The organism is Acidovorax sp. NO-1 (assembly GCF_000238595.1).
Lineage (GTDB): Bacteria > Pseudomonadota > Gammaproteobacteria > Burkholderiales > Burkholderiaceae_C > Acidovorax.
This window is the reverse complement of record NZ_AGTS01000052.1, coordinates 39,053-58,443: the sequence shown is the minus strand read 5'-3', so window position 1 is coordinate 58,443 and position 19,391 is coordinate 39,053. Positions and strand designations below refer to the sequence as shown.

The window sequence follows — 19,391 nt, the reverse complement described above, 5'->3', positions numbered from 1 at the left end:
TTAAGGATGTCCTGCATAACCCTCGCGAGGCGGTGGTAGTGCGGATCGGGATGGGGCGTAAGGCGTCTTTTGGCAGCCAATAGCCGGGCTATTGGCAAGAAAAGCAACGCAGCGAACCGCCCGAGGCCGCGCTATCCCAGACCGCAGGGAGTTATGCAGGTCATCCTTAAGGCCCGAGCCTAGCCGGGGGGTCATTCAAAAAAATAATGCCCCGGCGGGAGTCCCTCCGGGGCATTTGTTTGCGCGATGGTCGCGTGCCCCAGCGCGTTGGCAGCGCGTTGGCAGTGCGGGGCCTGACTGCGCAAGCCCTCAGCTTTCCAGCCCGCCCGCCTTGCGCTGGCGCGAGCCGTCTTCCAGGATGGTGTCGTCGGCCACCAGCTTGCCCGTCTCGTCCCACTGCTTGCGGGCCGTAAGGCGCGTGCGTCCCCGGGCATCGGGGGCTGAATACTGTTCTTCCATCGCCAGTCGGCCGTTGTCGTGAAAGGCCTGCTGCGTGCCCACGGGCCATTGCTCGGCATTGAGCTGCTCGCGCCGCGCCAGCTTGCCATCGTCACGGTACATCTCGCGCTGCAGGCGGGCCTGCTCGCCGGTGCCGGTCCAGGTGCTGCGCTCTCGCACCGATCCGTTGAGGTACCAGCGCTCGATCTGCACCTCCCGCCCATCGGCAAAACTGCGCTGCTCGATGAGCTGGCCGGATGCGCCGTAGCGCCTGGCACTGAGCAGTGCACCGCGCGTGTCACGCAGTGTGCGCTCGTCCGGGGCGAACACGCGTTCCTCGCGCAGCACACTTTTGCCGCCCTCGGTGGTGAAGCTGCGGTGCACCCGCCGCCCGTCCACCATGAGTTGCTGGGCAGAGACGATGCCGTCGCGGGTCCATTCTGTTGCGTTCAGCAGGCGACCCTGGTCGTAGTGCAGCTGCGCGGTTTTGGCGCCGTTGTCTGCATGGAGCAGGGTGTCCGTGGCACCGTCAAAGCCGCAGAGTTTGCGGTCTTCGGGCAGCACGCTGGTGCGCGGACAGAACAGGCGTGTGGGCTGGCCCTTGCTGTTGGTTTCCACGTAGAACAGCTCTTGGCCGTCGCCGTGGAACGACACGCGCTCCACGCGGCCGGTGGCGTCAAAGCGCCGCACGGCCCCCTGGGTGCGGCCGTTGTCGGCGGTTTCCTCGCGCCGCACCTGGCCGTTGGGCCAGAACTCGGCCACCCGGCCGTGGCTGTTGCCGCGTTCGTTGACCGTGCGTTCGCGCTGCAGGCGGCCTTCGCGGTCGAACATGCGCTCCAGGCCCACGAACTTTCCACCCCGCAGTTCCTGCTCGCGCTGGAGGTGGCCGGTGTCTTCTTCGCGGCAGCGCACCAGCCCGGACTGGCCGGCGGTCTCGGCACCGTTGGAAATATTGATGGGTTTGCCATTCAATTCACAACGAATGATGGCCTCAGCGCTTGAACCATAAGCGCTAACAGCTATAAAAAATATAGTGAATAGACGGTTCATGCTTAGCGGCCCATCGCAAACACGACAGGGGTGCGGTTGTCGGGGGGCGTGGGTTGCTGGCGCCATTGCCGCACCAGGTGGCTGCGAATGCGTGCGTCGGGCAGCGTCAGCCCGCTGGCCAGCGCCAGGCGGGTGTGGGGCTGCAGCGTCTGCACCAGGGCCTGAAACAGGGCGGCGTTCCGGTAGGGCGTTTCGATGAAAAGCTGGGTCTGTCCTGTCTTGAGGGCCAGGCTTTCCAGCTCCTTGATACGCTGGGTGCGCTCCTGGCTGTCCTGGGGCAGGTAGCCGACAAACGCAAAGTTTTGCCCGTTCAATCCGCTGGCCGCCAGCGCCAGCAGCAGCGACACGGGGCCCACCAGGGGCACAACGGGGATATCAAGGTCGTGTGCCGCGCGCACCACGGACGAACCGGGGTCGGCCACTGCAGGCATGCCCGCCTCGCTGATCAGCCCCATGTCGTGCCCATTCAGTGCCGCTGCGAGCAGCGGGCGTGCGTCGAACGGGGCTGATCCTTTGTCGCCATGGTCGCCTTTTTTGTGGACTTCGCGGGGAAGCTCGGTGATCTGCTGCTGCTGCAGGGGCGATGCCAGGGGGTGCAGTGCGTCGATGCGTTTGAGGTAGGCGCGCGTGCTCTTGGCGTTCTCGCACACCCACTGGGTCAGCCGTGCCGCTGTCTGAAGGGTGGCCGAGGGCAGGGCGTTCTGCAGCGGGACCTCGGCGTCGCAGCCAAAGTCGAGGGGGGCGGGAACAAGGTAAAGCGTGCCCTTGCGGGCCTCTGAGCGTGAAGTGGCAGGAGAATTTGTCATGGCAGCACCAGGCCCGCCGCGCGCAGCATGCGGCAGGTGCGGATCAGCGGCAGGCCGATGAGGGCCGTGGGGTCATCACTGTGGATGGCGTCCAGCAGCGCTATGCCCAGGCCTTCACTCTTGGCGCTGCCGGCGCAGTCATAGGGCTGCTCGGCGCGCAGGTAGCGCTCGATTTCCGGGTCAGACAGGTCGCGGAATTTCACTTCCACCGGGGCAAGGTCGATCTGCTCGAAACCCGTAGCGGCGCACACCACGGCCACGGCAGTCTGGAACACCACCGTCTGGCCGCGCATCTGGCGCAGTTGTGCCACCGCGCGCTCATGGTGGCCGGGCTTGCCCAGGGGCTCGCCAGCGAGGTCGGCCACCTGGTCAGAGCCAATCACGACCGCCTCGGGATGAAGTTGCGCCACTGCCCGCGCCTTGGCCAGCGCCAGGCGCAAGGCCAGGTCGCGCGGGGCTTCGCCGGGCAGGGGGGTCTCATCCACCTCGGGGGCTGCGACGTCAAAAGGCAGGTTCAACCGCTGGAGCAATTCGCGCCGGTACCGCGACGTGGAGCCCAATACCAGAGGGCGTTGCAGGGAGGGGGATTGATGCATGCGCCGATTCTCTTACACTGCCGCCATGACCAAGGAATTCTCCGCCCAGCGCCTCGACGTGAAAGCCTTCGCACAGGCCGGGGGTCGGCTGGTGGGCCACGAATCACTGCTGAAGTACGAGCGCCTGGCCCAGGAGGCCAAGGGATTGCATCCTGATCTGCTGGTGGATTGGGAGGCAGTCGGCGAAGTGCGGACCGCGCTGGGGGGCATGGGACAGGTCTGGTTGCGCATCAAGGTGCGGGCGAGCTTCCCCATGGAATGCCAGCGCTGCCTGACGCCTGTGGATGTGCCGCTGGAGGTGGAGCGCGAGTTTCGGTTTGTGGCCGACGAGGCCACGGCGGAGGCCTTGGACGACGAGAGCGAAGAAGACCTGCTGGCCATCAGCCGCGAATTTGACCTCCACGAACTCATCGAGGACGAACTGCTGATGGCGTTACCCGTGGTGCCCAAGCACGACGAGTGCCCAACTGCCGTGCCGCTGGCGTCTTCCGACGATGATTTTGAGGAAGCCAACGAGGAAAAACCCAATCCTTTTGCGGCGCTTGCCGCGCTGCGCAAAGACAGCAAAGGCTGATTGGGGGGCAAAAAGCATTTGGGTTATAATCGTGGGCTTCACGCGAACCCCATCGTGTCTTTTTGGGCTGATCGCGTTTTTACCAACCTATTCCAGATCAGGAGCCATCATGGCCGTTCAGCAAAACAAAAAGTCCCCTTCCAAGCGCGGCATGCACCGCTCGCACAATGCCCTGAATGTGCCGGGCATTGCGGTGGAACCCACCACCGGTGAAACCCACCTGCGTCACCACATCAGCCCCAACGGTTTCTACCGTGGCCGTCAGGTGCTGAAGAACAAGTCTGAAGCCTGACCTTCGCCCCATCCAAAGGCCCGTTGCTACTAAATCCGTAGCGCGGGCCTTTGTTTTGACCGTCGTATTTATATTTCCGGCCCGTCTGGCCGGCCGGACAAGTCGCCCATGATCACACTGGCTGTTGACTGCATGGGGGGCGACCATGGCCCCCGCGTCACGCTCGCGGCGTGCCGCCAGTTTCTCGACCACCATCCCGATGCCCGCCTGCTGCTCGTTGGCCTGGCGGACAGTCTGCAATCGTTTTCCCACGACCGCGCCACCATCGTTCCTGCCTCGGAAGTGGTGGCCATGGATGATCCTGTGGAAATTGCCCTGCGCAAGAAGAAGGACTCTTCGATGCGCGTGGCCATCCAGCAGGTCAAGGACGGGGCTGCTGCCGCGGCCGTCTCGGCGGGCAACACCGGCGCGCTGATGGCCATTGCACGCTACCTGTTGAAAACGCTCGATGGCATCGATCGCCCCGCTATCGCCACCCAGTTGCCCAATGCCACCGGAGGCGCCACCACGGTGCTCGACCTGGGGGCGAATGTGGATTGCTCGGCCGAGCACCTGTTGCAGTTCGCCGTGATGGGGTCGGCCCTGGTGTCGGTGTTGCAAGAGGGGCGCGAGCCGACGGTGGGGCTGCTGAATATTGGTGAAGAAGCGATCAAAGGCAGTGAAGTCATCAAAAAAGCGGGTGAATTGCTGCGATCTGCGGCTAATTCTGGCGATTTGAATTTCTATGGAAATGTCGAGGGCAACGACATCTTCAAGGGCACGGTGGACATCGTTGTCTGTGACGGCTTTGTCGGCAATGTGGCGCTCAAGGCCAGCGAAGGCGTGGCCTCCATGATCATTGGCGCGCTGAAAACAGAGTTTTCTCGCAATATCTTGACCAAAACTGCCGCTATCGTCGCCTATCCGATCCTCAAGGCGCTGATGAAGCGCATGGATTACCGCCGCTACAACGGTGCTGCGCTGTTGGGGCTTCGTGGGCTCGTGTTCAAGAGCCACGGCTCGGCCGACGCCATGGCCTTCGAGCAGGCTTTGAACCGGGCGTATGATGCAGCCCGCAACAACCTGCTCGACCGTGTCCGGACCCGGATTGCGCACGCGGCGCCTCTGCTGGCGCCTGCAGATGCCCAGCCCCAGCCTGGCGTTGCGGCGACCGCACAATAATGAGACGTTATTCCCGCATTACCGGCACCGGCAGCTATCTGCCTCCCCGCCGGTTGACCAACGCCGATCTGGTGACCGAACTGGGCCAGCGCGGTATCGAAACTTCCGACGAATGGATTGTGGAGCGCACCGGGATCCGGGCACGCCACTTTGCTGCGCCCGACGTCACGGCGAGTGACCTGGGTCTGGAAGCTGCCCGCAACGCCTTGCAGGCCGCCAGCCTGAAGCCGACGGACATCGATCTGATCATTGTGGCCACGTCCACGCCGGACATGGTGTTCCCGTCCGCGGCCTGCATCCTGCAGAACAAGCTGGGCGCCAATGGCTGTGCCGCCTTTGATGTGCAAGCCGTGTGCAGCGGTTTTGTCTATGCCCTGTCGGTGGCAGATGCCATGATCCAGTCAGGCGCTGCCAACCGCGCGCTGGTTGTCGGGGCTGAGGTTTTCAGCCGGATCCTGGATTTCAACGACCGCACCACCTGCGTACTGTTCGGAGACGGCGCAGGGGCTGTGGTGCTGGAAGCGTCGGACAGCCCGGGAATCCTGTCCAGTGATCTTCATGCCGATGGCAAACACGTGGACATCCTGTGTGTGCCGGGCCATGTATCTGGCGGCGGGGTGCTCGGTGACCCGCTTCTCAAGATGGACGGTCAGGCCGTGTTCAAGCTGGCGGTGGGTGTGCTCGAAAAAGCCGCCCATGCCGTGCTGGCCAAGGCGGGCCTGACCGAGGCAGATATCGACTGGCTGATTCCTCATCAGGCGAATATCCGCATCATGCAGAGCACCGCCCGCAAGCTGAAGATGTCGATGGACAAGGTGGTGGTTACGGTGGACCAGCACGGCAACACCTCGGCGGCATCCATTCCCCTGGCGTTGGACCATGCCGTGCGCTCTGGGCAGGTCAAGAAGGGCGAGACCCTGCTGCTCGAAGGGGTGGGCGGTGGTTTTACCTGGGGTGCTGTGCTCCTGAAATTATAGCTATTGGCGCTTACTGTATAAGCGCTGAAGGCAAATTTCATTCATATTCTGGATAATTTTCATGAAGTCTTTTGCATTTGTCTTTCCGGGGCAGGGCTCGCAGTCCGTCGGCATGCTCGACGGCTGGGGCGACCACCCGGTGGTGACGCAGACCCTGCAGGAAGCCTCGGATGCCCTGGGCGAGGATGTAGGCCTGCTGATCAAGGAAGGCCCCAAGGAAGCTTTGGCCCTGACCACTAACACCCAGCCGGTGATGCTGGTGGCGGGTGTAGCCGCCTGGCGTGTCTGGCGTGCCGAGGGCGGCGCAGCCCCGGTGGCCGTTGCCGGGCACTCGCTGGGTGAATACTCGGCCTTGGTGGCGGCGGGCGTGCTGACGTTGGCGCAGGCAGCTCCGCTGGTGCGCCTGCGTGCAGCGGCCATGCAAGAGGCTGTGCCGGTGGGTACCGGCGCCATGGCCGCCATCCTGGGTATGGAGGCTTCCAAGGTCATCGCTGGCTGTGCTGAGGCCTTGGCATCGTTCGGGCCTGGCACCACCGAGGTGGTGGAGGCGGTCAATTTCAACGATCCGATCCAGACCGTGATCGCAGGGACCAAGGCCGGTGTGGACAAGGCCTGCGACGTGCTCAAGGCGGCGGGTGCCAAGCGTGCATTGCCACTGCCGGTGTCGGCGCCTTTCCACTCCAGCCTCATGAAGCCCGCTGCCGAAAGGCTGCGCGTGGCGTTGACCGAGGTGGCACTGGCCACCCCGCAGATTCCAGTGGTCAACAACGTGGACGTGGCCGTTCAGCAGGATGCCGATGCGATTCGCGACGCGCTCTACCGCCAGGCGTTCGGACCTGTGCGCTGGGTCGACTGCGTGCATGCGCTGAAAGGCCGTGGCGTGACGCACATCATTGAATGTGGCCCCGGCAAGGTGCTGGCTGGCCTCACCAAGCGCATCGACCCCGAGCTGGTGGGCGCTGCATTGTTTGACCCGGCCACGCTGGCTGAAACCCGGGAGTTGTTGGCATGACGGAATCGACCCAGACAGCGGCGCAAGTGGCGCTGGTGACCGGCGCCTCGCGCGGCATCGGTGCTGCCATTGCCTTGGAGTTGGCGGTGCGCGGCTTCCAGGTGGTTGGCACTGCTACAACGGATGAAGGCGCTGCGCGCATCAGCCAGGCGCTGTCGGCTTACCCCGGTTGCCGGGGTGCCAACCTGAACGTGAACGATGGGGCTGCGGTCGAGGCCCTGATGGACGCCATCGTCAAGCAGCAGGGTGGCCTGCATGTGCTGGTGAACAACGCCGGCATCACGCGCGACACCCTGGCCATGCGCATGAAGGACGACGACTGGGATGCCGTGCTGGACACCAATCTCAAGGCGGTATTCCGCACAAGTCGCGCCGCCATCCGTCCGATGATGAAGCAGCGTTTTGGGCGCATCATCAGCATCACCAGCGTGGTGGGTGCGTCGGGCAATCCTGGCCAGGCCAACTATGCCGCCGCCAAGGCAGGTGTGGCGGGCATGACGCGCGCACTGGCCCGTGAACTGGGCAGCCGCAACATCACCGTGAACTGCGTTGCGCCTGGTTTCATCGAGACCGACATGACCTCCGTGTTGCCCGAAGATCAGCAAAAAGCGCTCAATGCGCAGATCCCGCTGGGCCACATGGGCAAGCCTGCAGACATCGCGCACGCGGTGGCGTACCTTGCCTCGCGCGAGGCTGGCTATGTGACGGGGCAGGAGTTGCACGTCAATGGCGGCATGTACATGTAATTGAGACAAGTTAACGCCGGTTCATCCGGACGGCGGGCTGCTTAGGGGCTTCTCCTTAAGCGGCTAGAATCGCGGATTCATTCACAACCCCCAGAGGGAAACCATGAGCGATATCGAAGCACGCGTCAAAAAAATCATTGCCGAACAACTCGGAGTGGAAGAGTCCCAAGTCACCAATGAAAAGGCCTTCGTGGCAGACCTCGGTGCCGACTCGCTCGACACGGTGGAACTGGTGATGGCTCTGGAAGACGAATTCGGCATCGAGATCCCGGACGAAGACGCCGAAAAGATTACCACGGTGCAAAACGCCATCGACTACGCCAACACCCACCAGAAGGCCTGAGCGGCGCCCTGCGCCTGACTCAAGCGATCAGCAGAAGGTTTTTTACGCATGAGCCGTCGTCGCGTTGTCGTGACCGGCCTGGGTTGCGTCAGCCCCGTGGGTAACACGGTGGCCGAATCCTGGGCCAATCTCCTTGCCGGGAAATCCGGCATTGACCTCATCACCAAGTTCGATGCGTCGAACTTCGCCTGCAAGATCGCAGGTGAGGTCAAAGGCCTTGACCTGGAGTCGTACATCAGCGCCAAGGATGCGCGCGCGATGGATACCTTCATCCACTTTGGCATTGCCGCGGCTGCGCAAGCGGTGCAAGACGCTGGCCTGCCAACGGGCGAGGCGCTGGATGAGGAACTCGCCACACGCATCGCCTGTGTGATCGGCTCCGGGATCGGCGGCCTGCCGCTGATTGAAAACACCCATGCGGAGCTGGTCAGCCGGGGCCCTCGGCGCATCACGCCGTTTTTTGTGCCTGCATCCATCATCAACATGGTGGCTGGCCATGTCTCCATGCGTTTCGGCTTCAAGGGGCCGAACCTTGCCGTAGTGACCGCCTGTACCACGGGCCTGCACTGCATTGGCGAAGGAGGGCGCATGATCGAATACGGGGACGCCGACATTGTGGTGGCCGGTGGAACGGAGGCGACTGTCTCTCCGCTGGGCATTGGCGGGTTTGCTGCGATGCGTGCCCTGTCCACCCGCAACGACGACCCGACAACGGCCTCCCGCCCGTGGGACAGGGACCGAGACGGATTCGTGCTGGGTGAAGGCGCCGGGGTCATTGTGCTGGAAGAATATGAGCACGCCAAAGCCCGGGGTGCCAAAATTTATGCCGAGCTCAGCGGGTTTGGCATGAGCGCCGACGCCGGACACATGACGGCCCCCAACATGGATGGCCCGCGCCGCGCCATGCTGAGTGCCCTGCGCAATGCGGGTGTCAATGTTGATGAGGTCAACTACCTGAACGCCCACGGCACATCCACCCCGCTGGGTGATGTGAACGAAACCAATGCCATCAAGGCTGCATTGGGCGAACACGCCTACAAGACCGTCATCAGCTCCACAAAATCCATGACGGGCCATTTGCTGGGCGGCGCTGGCGGCATCGAAAGTGTTTTCACTGTCCTGGCCGTGCATGAGCAGAAGGTGCCGCCCACCATCAACCTGATGAACCCTGACCCTGAATGTGATCTTGACTATTGCGCCAACACTGCGCGTGATATGGAAGTGAACGTTGCGGTCAAGAACAATTTTGGTTTTGGCGGCACCAACGGAACCCTGGTCTTCAAGCGCATCTGACCACTTCACACAACGCAACTGCGCGGCGTAGCGGCGCCACGAAATCTCTGGAAGGTATTCCAGCGACGCCCGTGTGCCCGCGTGCGCATGTCCTTTCTGAGGGGGCGCAGCAGTCGTGGCGGAACATGGCATGAGTGCGGTCTCCCGCAAGCCCCCCGCAGTGCGATACCCTGTGCGGCGCAGCCGATCCTTGGGCATCTTGTTGGGGGCGGTGGTTCTGCTGGGTACCTCTGGGCTGTGTGCCTGGCTCTATTCCAGTGATGGCGCAGCTCCCGGGTGGGCTACAGGGTTTGCGATTGCTCTCGGTTGTGTGGGGGTTGCCGGTGCAGTCCACAGCTGGTGGACGCAATTTTCGGGGGACATTCACTGGGACGGTCACAACTGGACACTGGAATCACCGTCCGCCGGAATCCCTTGGGTGGCGCTTTCGGAGGCTCCAGAGGTCCTCGTCGACGTGCAGATGTACCTGTGGTTGCGTGCACGTACACCGGGGCATGGCCCCATCTGGTTGTGGCTTGAGCGCTCCTCCCGGCCCGAGCGTTGGCTGGATTTGCGGCGTGCGGTATATTCGCGCGCCAGACCGGGCGCTGAGCACGTTGATGAAACCGCCCCGGCCAGCAGCCGTGGGCGTGAATCCTGAGAATCCATGACTGTAATTCCGCCATCCCCTTCCGAAGACAGCGATTTCCAACTGGTGGAGCGCACGGTAGCGGGCGATCAGCGTGCGTATGAGTTGCTTGTCATCAAGTACCAGCGTCGTATTGAGCGTCTAATCGGGCGCATGGTGCGTGATACCGACCTGGTTCAGGACATCGCCCAAGAGACATTCATCCGGGCCTACCGGGCGTTGCACCAGTTCCGCGGCGACGCACAGTTCTACACCTGGCTGTACCGGATCGCCGTGAACACCGCCAAGAAGGCGTTGATGGACATGAAGCGCAACCCCGTCATTTCGGAAAACGCGCTGCGCGGGAATGAGGATGAAGATGAAACTTCCCGCCTCGGGCACGAACTAACCAGCGAAGAAACCCCTGAAACCGTGCTCGCAGCCCGAGAAATCGCGCAAGCCGTGAATGCGGCCATGGAGGCGCTTCCGGATGACTTGCGGCAGGCAGTTACCTTGCGTGAGATCGAGGGTTTGAGTTACGAAGAGATCGCTACCGCCATGGATTGCCCCATTGGCACGGTGCGATCCCGGATTTTTCGGGCGCGCGAAGCCATCTCGGCCAAGGTGCGTCCCCTGCTTGAGAACCAGACGGGTAAACGGTGGTGAGGTATGGAAATGGACAAAGCTGTACAAAGCAATGCGGTCGCCAACGGCGTGGTGGGCAATCCCTTGAGTGGGCGTGAACTGTTGTCTGCGTTGGCAGACGGTCAGTTGCATGGCGAAGAACTGACAAGGGCTCTGGCTTACGCGGAGGAGTCCGAAGGGCACGCGACGTGGCAGGTGTACCACCTCGTAGGCGACGTGCTGCGCTCCCCCGAGCTGGCGCGACCCGCAAGGCCCGATTTCATGGCGGCTTTGCGGGCTCAGCTTGCCCAAGAGGGTGGTGCGGTTCGGTCGCAGGCCCCCACTCAGCTTGAGGTGGTGGCACCGGTGATGGAGAACGCAGCGAACGCTTCCGTATTCCGCTGGAAGATGGTCGCCGGATTTGCCTCGCTGGCGGCGGTGGCGGCGATTGGCTGGACTTCATTGAGCGCTTTGCAGGACGGCGGTGCCCTGAATCCTTCGGGCGGCGCGCAACTGGCGCGGTCTCCCGAGTCCAATCCAGGGGCTGGTGCCGCACCGGTGGTTGCCGTTGCTGATGCCGAGGGTGGATCCCAGGTGATGATCCGGGATCCCCGCCTTGACGAATTACTCGCGGCCCACAAACAGTTCGGGAGCACGTCCGCGTTGCAGATGCCAGCCGGGTTCCTGCGAAACGCAACGTTCGAGTCCCCTGGCCGTTGAAATGTGAGGGGTTCTGCTCAACGGGTTGAGACTGTGCAATGAGCCGTACTGAAGTTGTCAGCAGTGGGTCGATCGCGCTCGGTAGAAAATTAAAGCCTTGGGTAGTGGTTGGCCTCTGGGCGTCGGGGCTTTTCGCAGGCTTTGGCGTCTGGTCCGCCGACGGCCCTTCACCGAATCAAGTGCCGTCGACCGCTGCTGACCAGGGCATCGTCAAATGGATCGATCGCATGCACAGCGCACCCTGTGCGCGTCCCTACGCAGGCACGTTTGTCGTACTTGCCGCCTCGGGCGCAATGGCCAGTTCGCGGATCTGGCATGCCTGTGATGGCGTGCAACAGATGGAACGGGTGGAAGCATTGAGCGGCACGCCCCGCACGGTTTTTCGTCGCAATGACGAAGTTCGCACCTTCTGGCCGCAGACCCGTGTGGTGCGGTCAGACCGCAGAGACGCAGCCAGCCTGTTTCCCCGCGTGCCGTTGATTGGCGGAACGTCGATTTCGCAGTTTTATGCCTCCCATGCCTTGGGTCAGGAGCGGGTTGCAGGTTTCACCGCCGATGTGGTCTGGTTCAAGCCGGTGGACTCCCTGCGCTTTGGCTACAGACTGTGGAGCGAGCGGGAGACGGGTCTCGTCATCAAGCTGCAAACCCTGGACGTCCGGGGCCGTGTACTTGAGCAAGCTGCATTCTCCGAGCTCGATTTGGATGCGCCGGTGCGTGTCGAGCAGCTTTCGCGTTTGATGGACGAGACCACGGGGTACAAGGTGGTGGCTCCGGTGGTTGTCAAAACCACTGCCGCGGCGGAAGGCTGGGCATTGAGGCAGCCTATTGCGGGCTTTGTGCCAGTCAGTTGTCATCGCCGTGTGGTGTCACCGGACGATGGCGCAGACGGGGTTTTGCAGTGCCTTTTCTCGGACGGACTCGCATCCGTATCGCTGTTCATGGAGCTGTTTGACCCGCGGCGCCATTCCGCTCAAACGCAGATTTCCAGCGTAGGCGCAACCCAGTTGCTTGCCCAGCGTATTGCGCCAGACGTGTGGCTCACGGCGGTGGGCGAGGTTCCTTTGCAGACCCTTCGATTGTTCGCGGGGCAACTGGAACGCACCCGCTGAAGCCACATGGGCATGGCGCCAAGGCCCTGTGCGGCATGACGTTGTCAGGGCAACGGCACGCAAATGACGTGGCGATTTGGGAACCAAATGGCGCCACACTCTTCACAGTTACACACAGTTGGATGACTGCATTCGCCACTATTCATGAAAGGTCGATGATGCCGAAGCTCGATGGAAATGCGCTGCGCTCCGTAGCGTTTGCATGCATGTTTGCCGGGATCTCCGGTGCAATGGTTATGCCGCAGGTTGCGCTGGCCCAGCCTGCAGCGGCCGTGCGCGGTCTGCCTGACTTCACGGATCTGGTGGATCAGGTCGGGCCGTCCGTGGTCAATATCCGGACGGTGGAAAGGGTGTCAAACCGCGCGAACGCCAACGGCATGGATGAAGAAATGCTGGAGTTCTTTCGCCGTTTCGGTGTGCCCATTCCCAACGCTCCGCGGCAGCAACGACCGCAGCGACCACAAGACGACGAGCAACCTCGCGGCGTGGGTTCGGGTTTTATCCTGACCTCTGATGGTTTTGTCATGACGAACGCGCACGTCGTGGACGGCGCGGATGAAGTGGTTGTCACGTTGACCGACAAGCGTGAGTTCAAAGCCAAGATCATTGGCGCAGACAAACGCACGGACGTGGCTGTGGTCAAGATCGAGGCCACCGGGCTGCCTGCCATCAAGGTCGGGGATGTGAGCCGCCTTCGCGTGGGCGAATGGGTGATGGCCATCGGATCGCCGTTTGGACTTGAGAACACTGTGACGGCAGGCATTGTCAGTGCCAAGCAGCGCGATACCGGCGACTACCTTCCGTTCATCCAGACCGACGTCGCGATCAACCCTGGCAACTCGGGTGGGCCGCTCATCAACATGCGTGGCGAAGTGGTCGGGATCAACAGCCAGATCTATTCGCGCTCCGGAGGGTTCATGGGCATCTCGTTTGCCATACCCATGGACGAAGCCATTCGCGTGAGTGAGCAGTTGCGCTCCTCTGGCCGCGTGACGCGAGGACGAATCGGCGTGCAGATCGGACAGGTCACGAAAGATGTCGCCGAATCGATCGGGCTGGGCAAGGCGCAGGGCGCCCTGGTAACGGGTGTGGAGGCGGGCTCGCCGGCCGACAAGGCCGGTGTGGAGGCGGGCGACATCATCACCCGTTTTGACGGCAAGGCGATCGAGAAGGTCGCGGATCTTCCCCGCCTTGTGGGAAATACCAAGCCGGGAACCAAGAGCACGATGACCGTTCATCGCCGAGGTTCCTCGCGGGATCTGAGCATCACCATTGCCGAGATTGAACCCGACAAGCCGGCAGCCAAGGCAGCCGCGAGCGAAGAGAAACCCAAGGCCTCACCGGCCGCCCAGCAAATGGGGTTGGCCGTGACGGAGCTTTCAGAGGCTCAGAAGAAGGAACTCAAGCTCAAGGGCGGCGTGATCGTGGCGGCTGCTACGGACGCAGCAGCGCGCGCCGGACTGCGGGAAGGGGATGTCATCCTTGCAATCGCCAATACCGAAGTGACGGGTGTGAAGGACTTTGAAGCCACGCTGGCCAAGGCGGATAAGACGAAACCAGTCAACGTGTTGTACCGTCGCGGCGAATGGGCGCAATACGCCTTGATTCGTCCGGCCCGCTGAAAAGCTGCGAAAAAGGGAGGGGCAATACGGGCGGTTGGCCCCCTCACTCAGTTTTTTTGGCGGATTGTCGGCCGCAAGTACCGGATCTCGCTCCGTCCCCAAGTTAGTTCAAACTAACTTATGCCGGAATGCTATCAACCGGTTTCGATAGAATACGAACCCCTGTTCAACGCTAATTCATATATTGGTTGAACGTTGATTCACGATGCGGGATGTGACGGTGTAATACACAACTCATTCACAGTTCACCCACAAGTTGTCCAGCGTTGTAGTTGTGCAGACTGTGAATAAGTTGTTGATAAGTTTCCTGTTGCACCATGGCAACTCCCCTTGGATGCAGTCGGGTGGGCGTTATCCGCCGGGCTTTTTGCCTACAATGAAGGTCCAACTATCGCAGTTGCCAATGATTGTTGGTTCAGGGCGCGTCGCCATTCGACGCGCCCTTTTTTCTTGTGTGCTCCGTTTTAATTCAATCACTTGACGCTTTCCGTTGATGAACCACATCAGAAATTTTTCCATCATTGCGCACATCGACCACGGCAAGTCGACGCTTGCCGATCGCTTGATCCAGCGCTGCGGAGGCCTTGCGGACCGTGAGATGGAGGCCCAGGTTCTGGACTCGATGGATATCGAAAAAGAGCGTGGGATAACCATCAAGGCGCAGACCGCAGCGCTGCAATACAAGGCGCAGGATGGACAGGTCTACAACCTCAATCTGATCGACACGCCGGGGCATGTGGACTTCTCGTATGAAGTGAGTCGCTCGCTGTCTGCCTGCGAGGGTGCATTGCTTGTGGTCGATGCGTCGCAGGGAGTGGAGGCTCAGACCGTTGCGAACTGCTACACCGCATTGGATCTGGGTGTCGAGGTGGTGCCGGTACTCAACAAGATGGACCTGCCCAACGCCGATCCGGACAATGCAAAAGCCGAGATCGAAGATGTGATCGGCATAGACGCAACCGACGCCATTCCATGCTCGGCCAAAACGGGCATGGGTATTGACGAGATCCTGGAAGCCATCGTGGCCAAGGTGCCTGCGCCGCGTGGCAATGCCCAGGGTCCGCTGCGCGCGATGATCATCGACAGCTGGTTCGACAGCTACGTGGGCGTGGTGATGCTGGTGCGCGTGGTCGACGGCCGCTTGCTCAAGGGTGAGCGCATCAAGATGATGGCCAGTGGTGCGGTGTATAACGCCGACAACCTGGGCGTGTTCACGCCCGCCAACGAGCCGCGCAACTCGCTGGATGCGGGGCAGGTGGGCTACATCATTGCCGGCATCAAGGAGCTGCAGGCGGCCAAGGTGGGCGACACCATCACGCTCGAAAAGAAATTGCCCAACAATGCGGGCCCGGCCGCTGAGGCGTTGCCCGGTTTCAAGGAAATCCAGCCGCAGGTGTTTGCCGGGCTGTACCCCACCGAGGCCAGCGAGTACGACTCGCTGCGCGATGCGCTCGAGAAGCTCAAGCTCAACGATGCATCACTGCACTACGAACCCGAAGTCAGCCAGGCACTGGGATTCGGATTCCGTTGCGGGTTCCTGGGTCTCCTGCACATGGAGATCGTGCAGGAGCGTCTGGAGCGTGAGTTTGACCAGGACCTCATCACGACGGCGCCGAGCGTGGTGTACCAGGTGGTCAAGGCCGATGGCGAGGTGATCATGGTCGAGAACCCTTCCAAGATGCCCGACCAGGGACGTCTGGAGGAAATCCGCGAGCCCATCGTCACGGTGCATCTGTACATGCCACAGGACTATGTGGGCCCGGTGATGACGCTGGCCAACCAGAAGCGCGGCGTGCAGATGAACATGGCATACCACGGCCGCCAGGTGATGTTGACCTATGAAATGCCGCTCGGCGAAATCGTGCTCGACTTTTTCGACAAGCTCAAGTCGGTGTCGCGCGGGTATGCCTCCATGGACTACGAGTTCAAGGAGTACCGGGCCTCCGACGTGGTGAAGGTTGATATCCTGCTCAACGGTGAAAAGGTGGATGCGCTGTCCATCATCGTGCACCGCTCGCAGTCGCAGTACCGCGGCCGTGCCGTGGTGGCCAAGATGCGCGAAATCATCAGCCGCCAGATGTATGACGTGGCCATCCAGGCCGCCATTGGCGCCAACATCATTGCGCGCGAAACCATCAAGGCCTTGCGCAAGAACGTACTGGCAAAATGCTACGGCGGTGACGTCAGCCGCAAACGCAAGCTCCTCGAAAAGCAGAAAGCAGGCAAGAAGCGCATGAAACAGATCGGATCGGTGGAGGTGCCCCAAGAGGCATTCCTGGCCATTTTGCAGGTGGAAGACTGATGCTCCAGTTCATGCAGATCCTTACCGCATTGCTGCTGGCCGCCTTCGGGGGCTATGTGGGTGCCTGGTACTTCGGCGCGCTGGAAGGCAACTTCGCCTTGCTGCTGTTTCTTGCCACCGTCGTGACGGGTGCGTACTGGCTGGCCGAGCGCCTGTACTTTCTGCCCAGGCGGCGCCGCGCTGCTCAGGCCGTCGAAGATGCCGCAGCCCAGCGACGCGCTGAGCTGGACCGCATGGGCATCCAGAAGGTGGATGTGGATGTCCAGGAGGCCAAGAGTCGCCTGCTCATGCAGCCATGGTGGCTGGACTGGACGGCGGGGCTCTTTCCCGTCATTGCCGCGGTGTTCCTGCTGCGGTCGTTCCTGTTCGAGCCTTTCAAGATTCCTTCGGGCTCCATGATTCCGACGCTGCTCGTGGGCGACCTGATTCTTGTGAACAAGTTCACCTACGGGGTGCGTCTGCCGGTGATCCACACCAAGATCACCGAGGGTACGCCGCCGGCACGCGGCGATGTCATGGTGTTCCGCTACCCGCCGCAGCCGAGCCTGGACTACATCAAGCGGGTGGTTGGCGTGCCTGGCGACGAGGTGGCCTATCTCAACAAGCGGTTGACCGTCAACGGACAACCTGTAGATACCAAGGCGCTGCCGGACTTTTTTGAAGAAGACTCGATGCGCTACTTCAAGCAGTTTGAAGAGCAACTGGGAGCCCAGCCCCACCGGCTGCTGAACAACGCCGACGTACCGGCCTTTGTGCAGGGCGCGAGCAATTTTGCCTATCGTGAGAACTGCCGCTACAGTGTCGAGGGCGTGGTGTGCAAGGTGCCGGAAGGCCACTATTTCATGATGGGTGACAACCGGGACAACTCGCTCGATTCGCGCTATTGGGGGTTCGTCCCGGAGGGCAATATCGTGGGGAAGGCCTTTTTTGTCTGGATGAATTTCGGTAATCTCAAGCGCATCGGCTCATTTCATTGATGGGCGATTGGCTTTCAAGAACACAAAAGGGGGAAACACATGCGTATTCAACGTTCTGCTGCACGCGGTCGCCAGCGTGGCCTGTCTTTCATTGGTGTGATCTTCATCGGCTTGCTGGCCGTGGCTGCCTTTGCCATCGGCGGCCAGTCCGTGCCGATCTTTCTGGAGTACCAGGCGATCAACAAGGCTGCTGCCAAGGCCGCCAAGGAAGGCAGCACCGTCGCGGACGTGCGCGCCTCTTTTGACCGGGCTGCCGCCATCGACACCATCAACTCCATCCAGGGCAAGGACCTGGAGGTGAGCAAGCGCGGAGACAAGGTGGTGGTGTCCTTCAAGTACTCCCGTGAAATCGCTCTGGCGGGCCCCGCCTACCTGGTGTACCGATTTGAAGGACAGACCAACTAGTGCAACCCGGCCTTCAAGCGCTGCAGAGCCGTCTGCAGCATGTTTTTTCCGATCCCTCCCTTTTACAGCGCGCCACCACGCACCGCAGTTTCTCGGCCGACCACAATGAGCGGCTGGAGTTTCTGGGGGATTCCGTGCTGAACCTGGCCGTTGCGAGCCTGCTGTACCGGCAGCTGTCGGCCCTGCCGGAAGGAGATCTCTCCCGCGTGCGGGCCAACCTTGTCAAGCAGGACACCTTGCACCAGCTGGCGCTGGGTCTCAAGCTCTCCGAAGTGCTTCGCCTGGGTGAAGGCGAGTCCAGATCCGGGGGGCAGCAGCGCCCCTCCATCCTGGCGGACGCGCTGGAGGCCCTGATCGGCGCGGTGTACCTCGATGCGGGATACCCGAGTGCCGAAGCCCTGGTGCACCGCCTTTTCCAGGGTGTGGAGATCAACCCGCAGATGCAGGCGGCGTCCAAAGACGCCAAGACGGCATTGCAGGAGTGGCTTCAGGGCCGCAAAATGAAGCTGCCGCAGTACAAGGTGGTGGCCACCGTGGGTGCTGCGCACCGCCAGACCTTCGACGTCGAGTGCGATATTCCTGAACTGGGCCTGACCGAACGCGGCATCGGCGGCTCCCGCCGGGCGGGCGAGCAGGCGGCGGCTGCGGCCATGCTGGCCACATTGAAAGCAAAGAAATTATGAATGATGCTACCAAAGATGTAGCTGGTGACGCCCATCCGGTAAGCCCTGAGGTCCAAAATGACCTTGATGCCATGCTGGCTGCGGCGGGCGCTCCGGCGGCGGTGCCCGGCCAGCGCTGTGGCGTGATTGCCATCGTGGGCAAGCCCAACGTGGGCAAGTCCACCCTGCTCAACGCGCTGGTGGGCCAGAAGATCAGCATCACCTCGCGCAAGGCGCAGACCACGCGGCACCGCATCACGGGCATCCGCACGCGCGAGCAGACGCAGTTCATTTTTGTCGACACCCCCGGGTTCCAGACCCGCCACGCCACCGCGCTCAACAAGTCGCTGAACAAGACCGTGATGGGCGCCATCGGCGATGTGGACCTGATTCTCTTCGTCGTCGAGGCTGGCAACTTCACGCTGGCCGATGCCAAGGTGCTGTCGCTGTTCAAGCCCGGCATTCCCACGCTGCTGGTGGCCAACAAGCTCGACATGGTGCACCGCCGTGCCGAGCTGGCTCCCTGGCTCAAGAGCATGCAGGAGCGCCACCCGTTTGCCGAGTTTGTGCCCATGTCGGCCAAGAACAAGGGCGACATCGAGCGCCTTTTCGGCATCTGCGCCAAATACCTGCCCGAGCAGGCATGGTGGTACGGCGAGGACGAGCTCACCGACCGCAGCGAGAAATTCCTCGCGTCCGAGACGGTGCGCGAGAAACTGTTCCGCTTCACGGGCGACGAGCTGCCCTACACCTCCACCGTGGTGATTGACAAGTTCGATGAAGAGGCCAGCAAGCAGCACAAGCGCCTGGTCAAGATCGCGGCCACCATCGTGGTCGAGCGCGACAACCACAAGATGATGGTGATTGGCGACAAGGGCGAACGCTTGAAGCGCATCGGCACCGAGGCCCGCCAGGAGCTAGAAAAGCTCATGGACGCCAAGGTGTTCCTCGAACTCTGGGTCAAGGTGCGCTCTGGCTGGGCCGACGACGAAGCGCGTGTGCGTTCGTTCGGTTACGAATAATTCCGTGCCCGCCCGCGACCCTGTCTTGCCCGGGCGGCACAAGCTGTCTGGCG

At 61.9% G+C, this 19,391-nt stretch carries 20 protein-coding genes; 17 read left to right on the top strand and 3 right to left on the bottom strand.

Going from position 1 to position 19,391, the window contains the following annotated elements; all coding sequences use genetic code 11:
* Nucleotides 1-309: 309 nt before the first annotated feature.
* The 3 genes from KYG_RS06060 to KYG_RS06050 all read right to left on the bottom strand — a co-directional run bounded on the left by KYG_RS06060 (nucleotide 310) and on the right by KYG_RS06050 (nucleotide 2,890).
* Nucleotides 310-1,410: a toxin-antitoxin system YwqK family antitoxin gene (locus KYG_RS06060; RefSeq protein ID WP_008903966.1), complete on the bottom strand. Its 1,101-nt coding sequence runs from the start codon at nucleotides 1,408-1,410 to the stop codon at nucleotides 310-312.
* Nucleotides 1,411-1,490: 80 nt separating this feature from the next.
* A complete protein-coding gene (locus KYG_RS06055) occupies nucleotides 1,491-2,294 on the bottom strand; it encodes an SAM-dependent methyltransferase (protein ID WP_008903965.1) in 804 nt (267 codons plus the stop codon).
* Nucleotides 2,291-2,890, bottom strand: coding sequence for a Maf family nucleotide pyrophosphatase (locus KYG_RS06050; RefSeq protein ID WP_034693357.1), 600 nt, complete (start codon nucleotides 2,888-2,890; stop codon nucleotides 2,291-2,293). Before KYG_RS06050 ends, KYG_RS06055 begins: the two co-directional genes overlap by 4 nt.
* Before the next feature lie 25 nt (nucleotides 2,891-2,915).
* On the opposite strand from KYG_RS06050, the gene KYG_RS06045 reads away from it, so the two are divergent.
* The 17 genes from KYG_RS06045 to era all read left to right on the top strand — a co-directional run bounded on the left by KYG_RS06045 (nucleotide 2,916) and on the right by era (nucleotide 19,338).
* Nucleotides 2,916-3,464 carry a DUF177 domain-containing protein gene (locus KYG_RS06045; RefSeq protein ID WP_008903963.1) on the top strand — a complete coding sequence of 183 codons (549 nt, stop codon included), beginning with the start codon at nucleotides 2,916-2,918 and terminating at the stop codon, nucleotides 3,462-3,464.
* A 109-nt stretch (nucleotides 3,465-3,573) separates the two neighbouring features.
* Nucleotides 3,574-3,756: a 50S ribosomal protein L32 gene (gene rpmF, locus KYG_RS06040; RefSeq protein WP_005794249.1), complete on the top strand. Its 183-nt coding sequence runs from the start codon at nucleotides 3,574-3,576 to the stop codon at nucleotides 3,754-3,756.
* Nucleotides 3,757-3,864: 108 nt separating this feature from the next.
* The gene (gene plsX, locus KYG_RS06035) at nucleotides 3,865-4,917 is read left to right on the top strand and encodes a phosphate acyltransferase PlsX (RefSeq protein WP_008903962.1); all 1,053 of its coding nucleotides are present in this window, start codon (nucleotides 3,865-3,867) and stop codon (nucleotides 4,915-4,917) included.
* Nucleotides 4,917-5,894, top strand: coding sequence for a beta-ketoacyl-ACP synthase III (locus KYG_RS06030; RefSeq protein WP_008903961.1), 978 nt, complete (start codon nucleotides 4,917-4,919; stop codon nucleotides 5,892-5,894). Before plsX ends, KYG_RS06030 begins: the two co-directional genes overlap by 1 nt.
* A 61-nt stretch (nucleotides 5,895-5,955) precedes the next feature.
* A complete protein-coding gene (fabD, locus tag KYG_RS06025; protein ID WP_008903960.1) occupies nucleotides 5,956-6,906 on the top strand; it encodes an ACP S-malonyltransferase in 951 nt (316 codons plus the stop codon).
* Nucleotides 6,903-7,652, top strand: coding sequence for a 3-oxoacyl-ACP reductase FabG (gene fabG / locus KYG_RS06020; RefSeq protein WP_008903959.1), 750 nt, complete (start codon nucleotides 6,903-6,905; stop codon nucleotides 7,650-7,652). The genes fabD and fabG overlap by 4 nt, the downstream gene beginning before the upstream one ends.
* Before the next feature lie 103 nt (nucleotides 7,653-7,755).
* A complete protein-coding gene (gene acpP / locus KYG_RS06015; RefSeq protein ID WP_003058049.1) occupies nucleotides 7,756-7,995 on the top strand; it encodes an acyl carrier protein in 240 nt (79 codons plus the stop codon).
* 48 nt (nucleotides 7,996-8,043) lie between these two features.
* A complete protein-coding gene (gene fabF, locus KYG_RS06010; RefSeq protein WP_008903958.1) occupies nucleotides 8,044-9,288 on the top strand; it encodes a beta-ketoacyl-ACP synthase II in 1,245 nt (414 codons plus the stop codon).
* 646 nt (nucleotides 9,289-9,934) lie between these two features.
* Nucleotides 9,935-10,561 (top strand): RNA polymerase sigma factor RpoE, encoded by a 627-nt coding sequence (gene rpoE / locus KYG_RS06005; protein WP_008903957.1) that lies wholly within the window; start codon nucleotides 9,935-9,937, stop codon nucleotides 10,559-10,561.
* 3 nt (nucleotides 10,562-10,564) lie between these two features.
* On the top strand, nucleotides 10,565-11,239 hold the full coding sequence (locus tag KYG_RS06000; protein ID WP_008903956.1) for a sigma-E factor negative regulatory protein: 675 nt from the start codon (nucleotides 10,565-10,567) through the stop codon (nucleotides 11,237-11,239).
* A 38-nt stretch (nucleotides 11,240-11,277) separates the two neighbouring features.
* A complete protein-coding gene (locus KYG_RS05995; protein ID WP_139019306.1) occupies nucleotides 11,278-12,348 on the top strand; it encodes a MucB/RseB C-terminal domain-containing protein in 1,071 nt (356 codons plus the stop codon).
* A 158-nt stretch (nucleotides 12,349-12,506) separates the two neighbouring features.
* The gene (locus KYG_RS05990) at nucleotides 12,507-13,970 is read left to right on the top strand and encodes a Do family serine endopeptidase (RefSeq protein WP_034693366.1); all 1,464 of its coding nucleotides are present in this window, start codon (nucleotides 12,507-12,509) and stop codon (nucleotides 13,968-13,970) included.
* Between the two features lie 493 nt (nucleotides 13,971-14,463).
* Nucleotides 14,464-16,272: a translation elongation factor 4 gene (lepA, locus tag KYG_RS05985; RefSeq protein ID WP_008903953.1), complete on the top strand. Its 1,809-nt coding sequence runs from the start codon at nucleotides 14,464-14,466 to the stop codon at nucleotides 16,270-16,272.
* On the top strand, nucleotides 16,272-17,249 hold the full coding sequence (gene lepB, locus KYG_RS05980) for a signal peptidase I (RefSeq protein WP_008903952.1): 978 nt from the start codon (nucleotides 16,272-16,274) through the stop codon (nucleotides 17,247-17,249). Before lepA ends, lepB begins: the two co-directional genes overlap by 1 nt.
* Nucleotides 17,250-17,288: 39 nt before the next feature.
* Nucleotides 17,289-17,654: a DUF4845 domain-containing protein gene (locus tag KYG_RS05975; RefSeq protein WP_008903951.1), complete on the top strand. Its 366-nt coding sequence runs from the start codon at nucleotides 17,289-17,291 to the stop codon at nucleotides 17,652-17,654.
* A complete protein-coding gene (gene rnc, locus KYG_RS05970; RefSeq protein WP_008903950.1) occupies nucleotides 17,654-18,337 on the top strand; it encodes a ribonuclease III in 684 nt (227 codons plus the stop codon). Before KYG_RS05975 ends, rnc begins: the two co-directional genes overlap by 1 nt.
* Nucleotides 18,334-19,338 (top strand): GTPase Era, encoded by a 1,005-nt coding sequence (gene era / locus KYG_RS05965; RefSeq protein ID WP_008903949.1) that lies wholly within the window; start codon nucleotides 18,334-18,336, stop codon nucleotides 19,336-19,338. Before rnc ends, era begins: the two co-directional genes overlap by 4 nt.
* The last annotated feature ends 53 nt before the right edge of the window (nucleotides 19,339-19,391 follow it).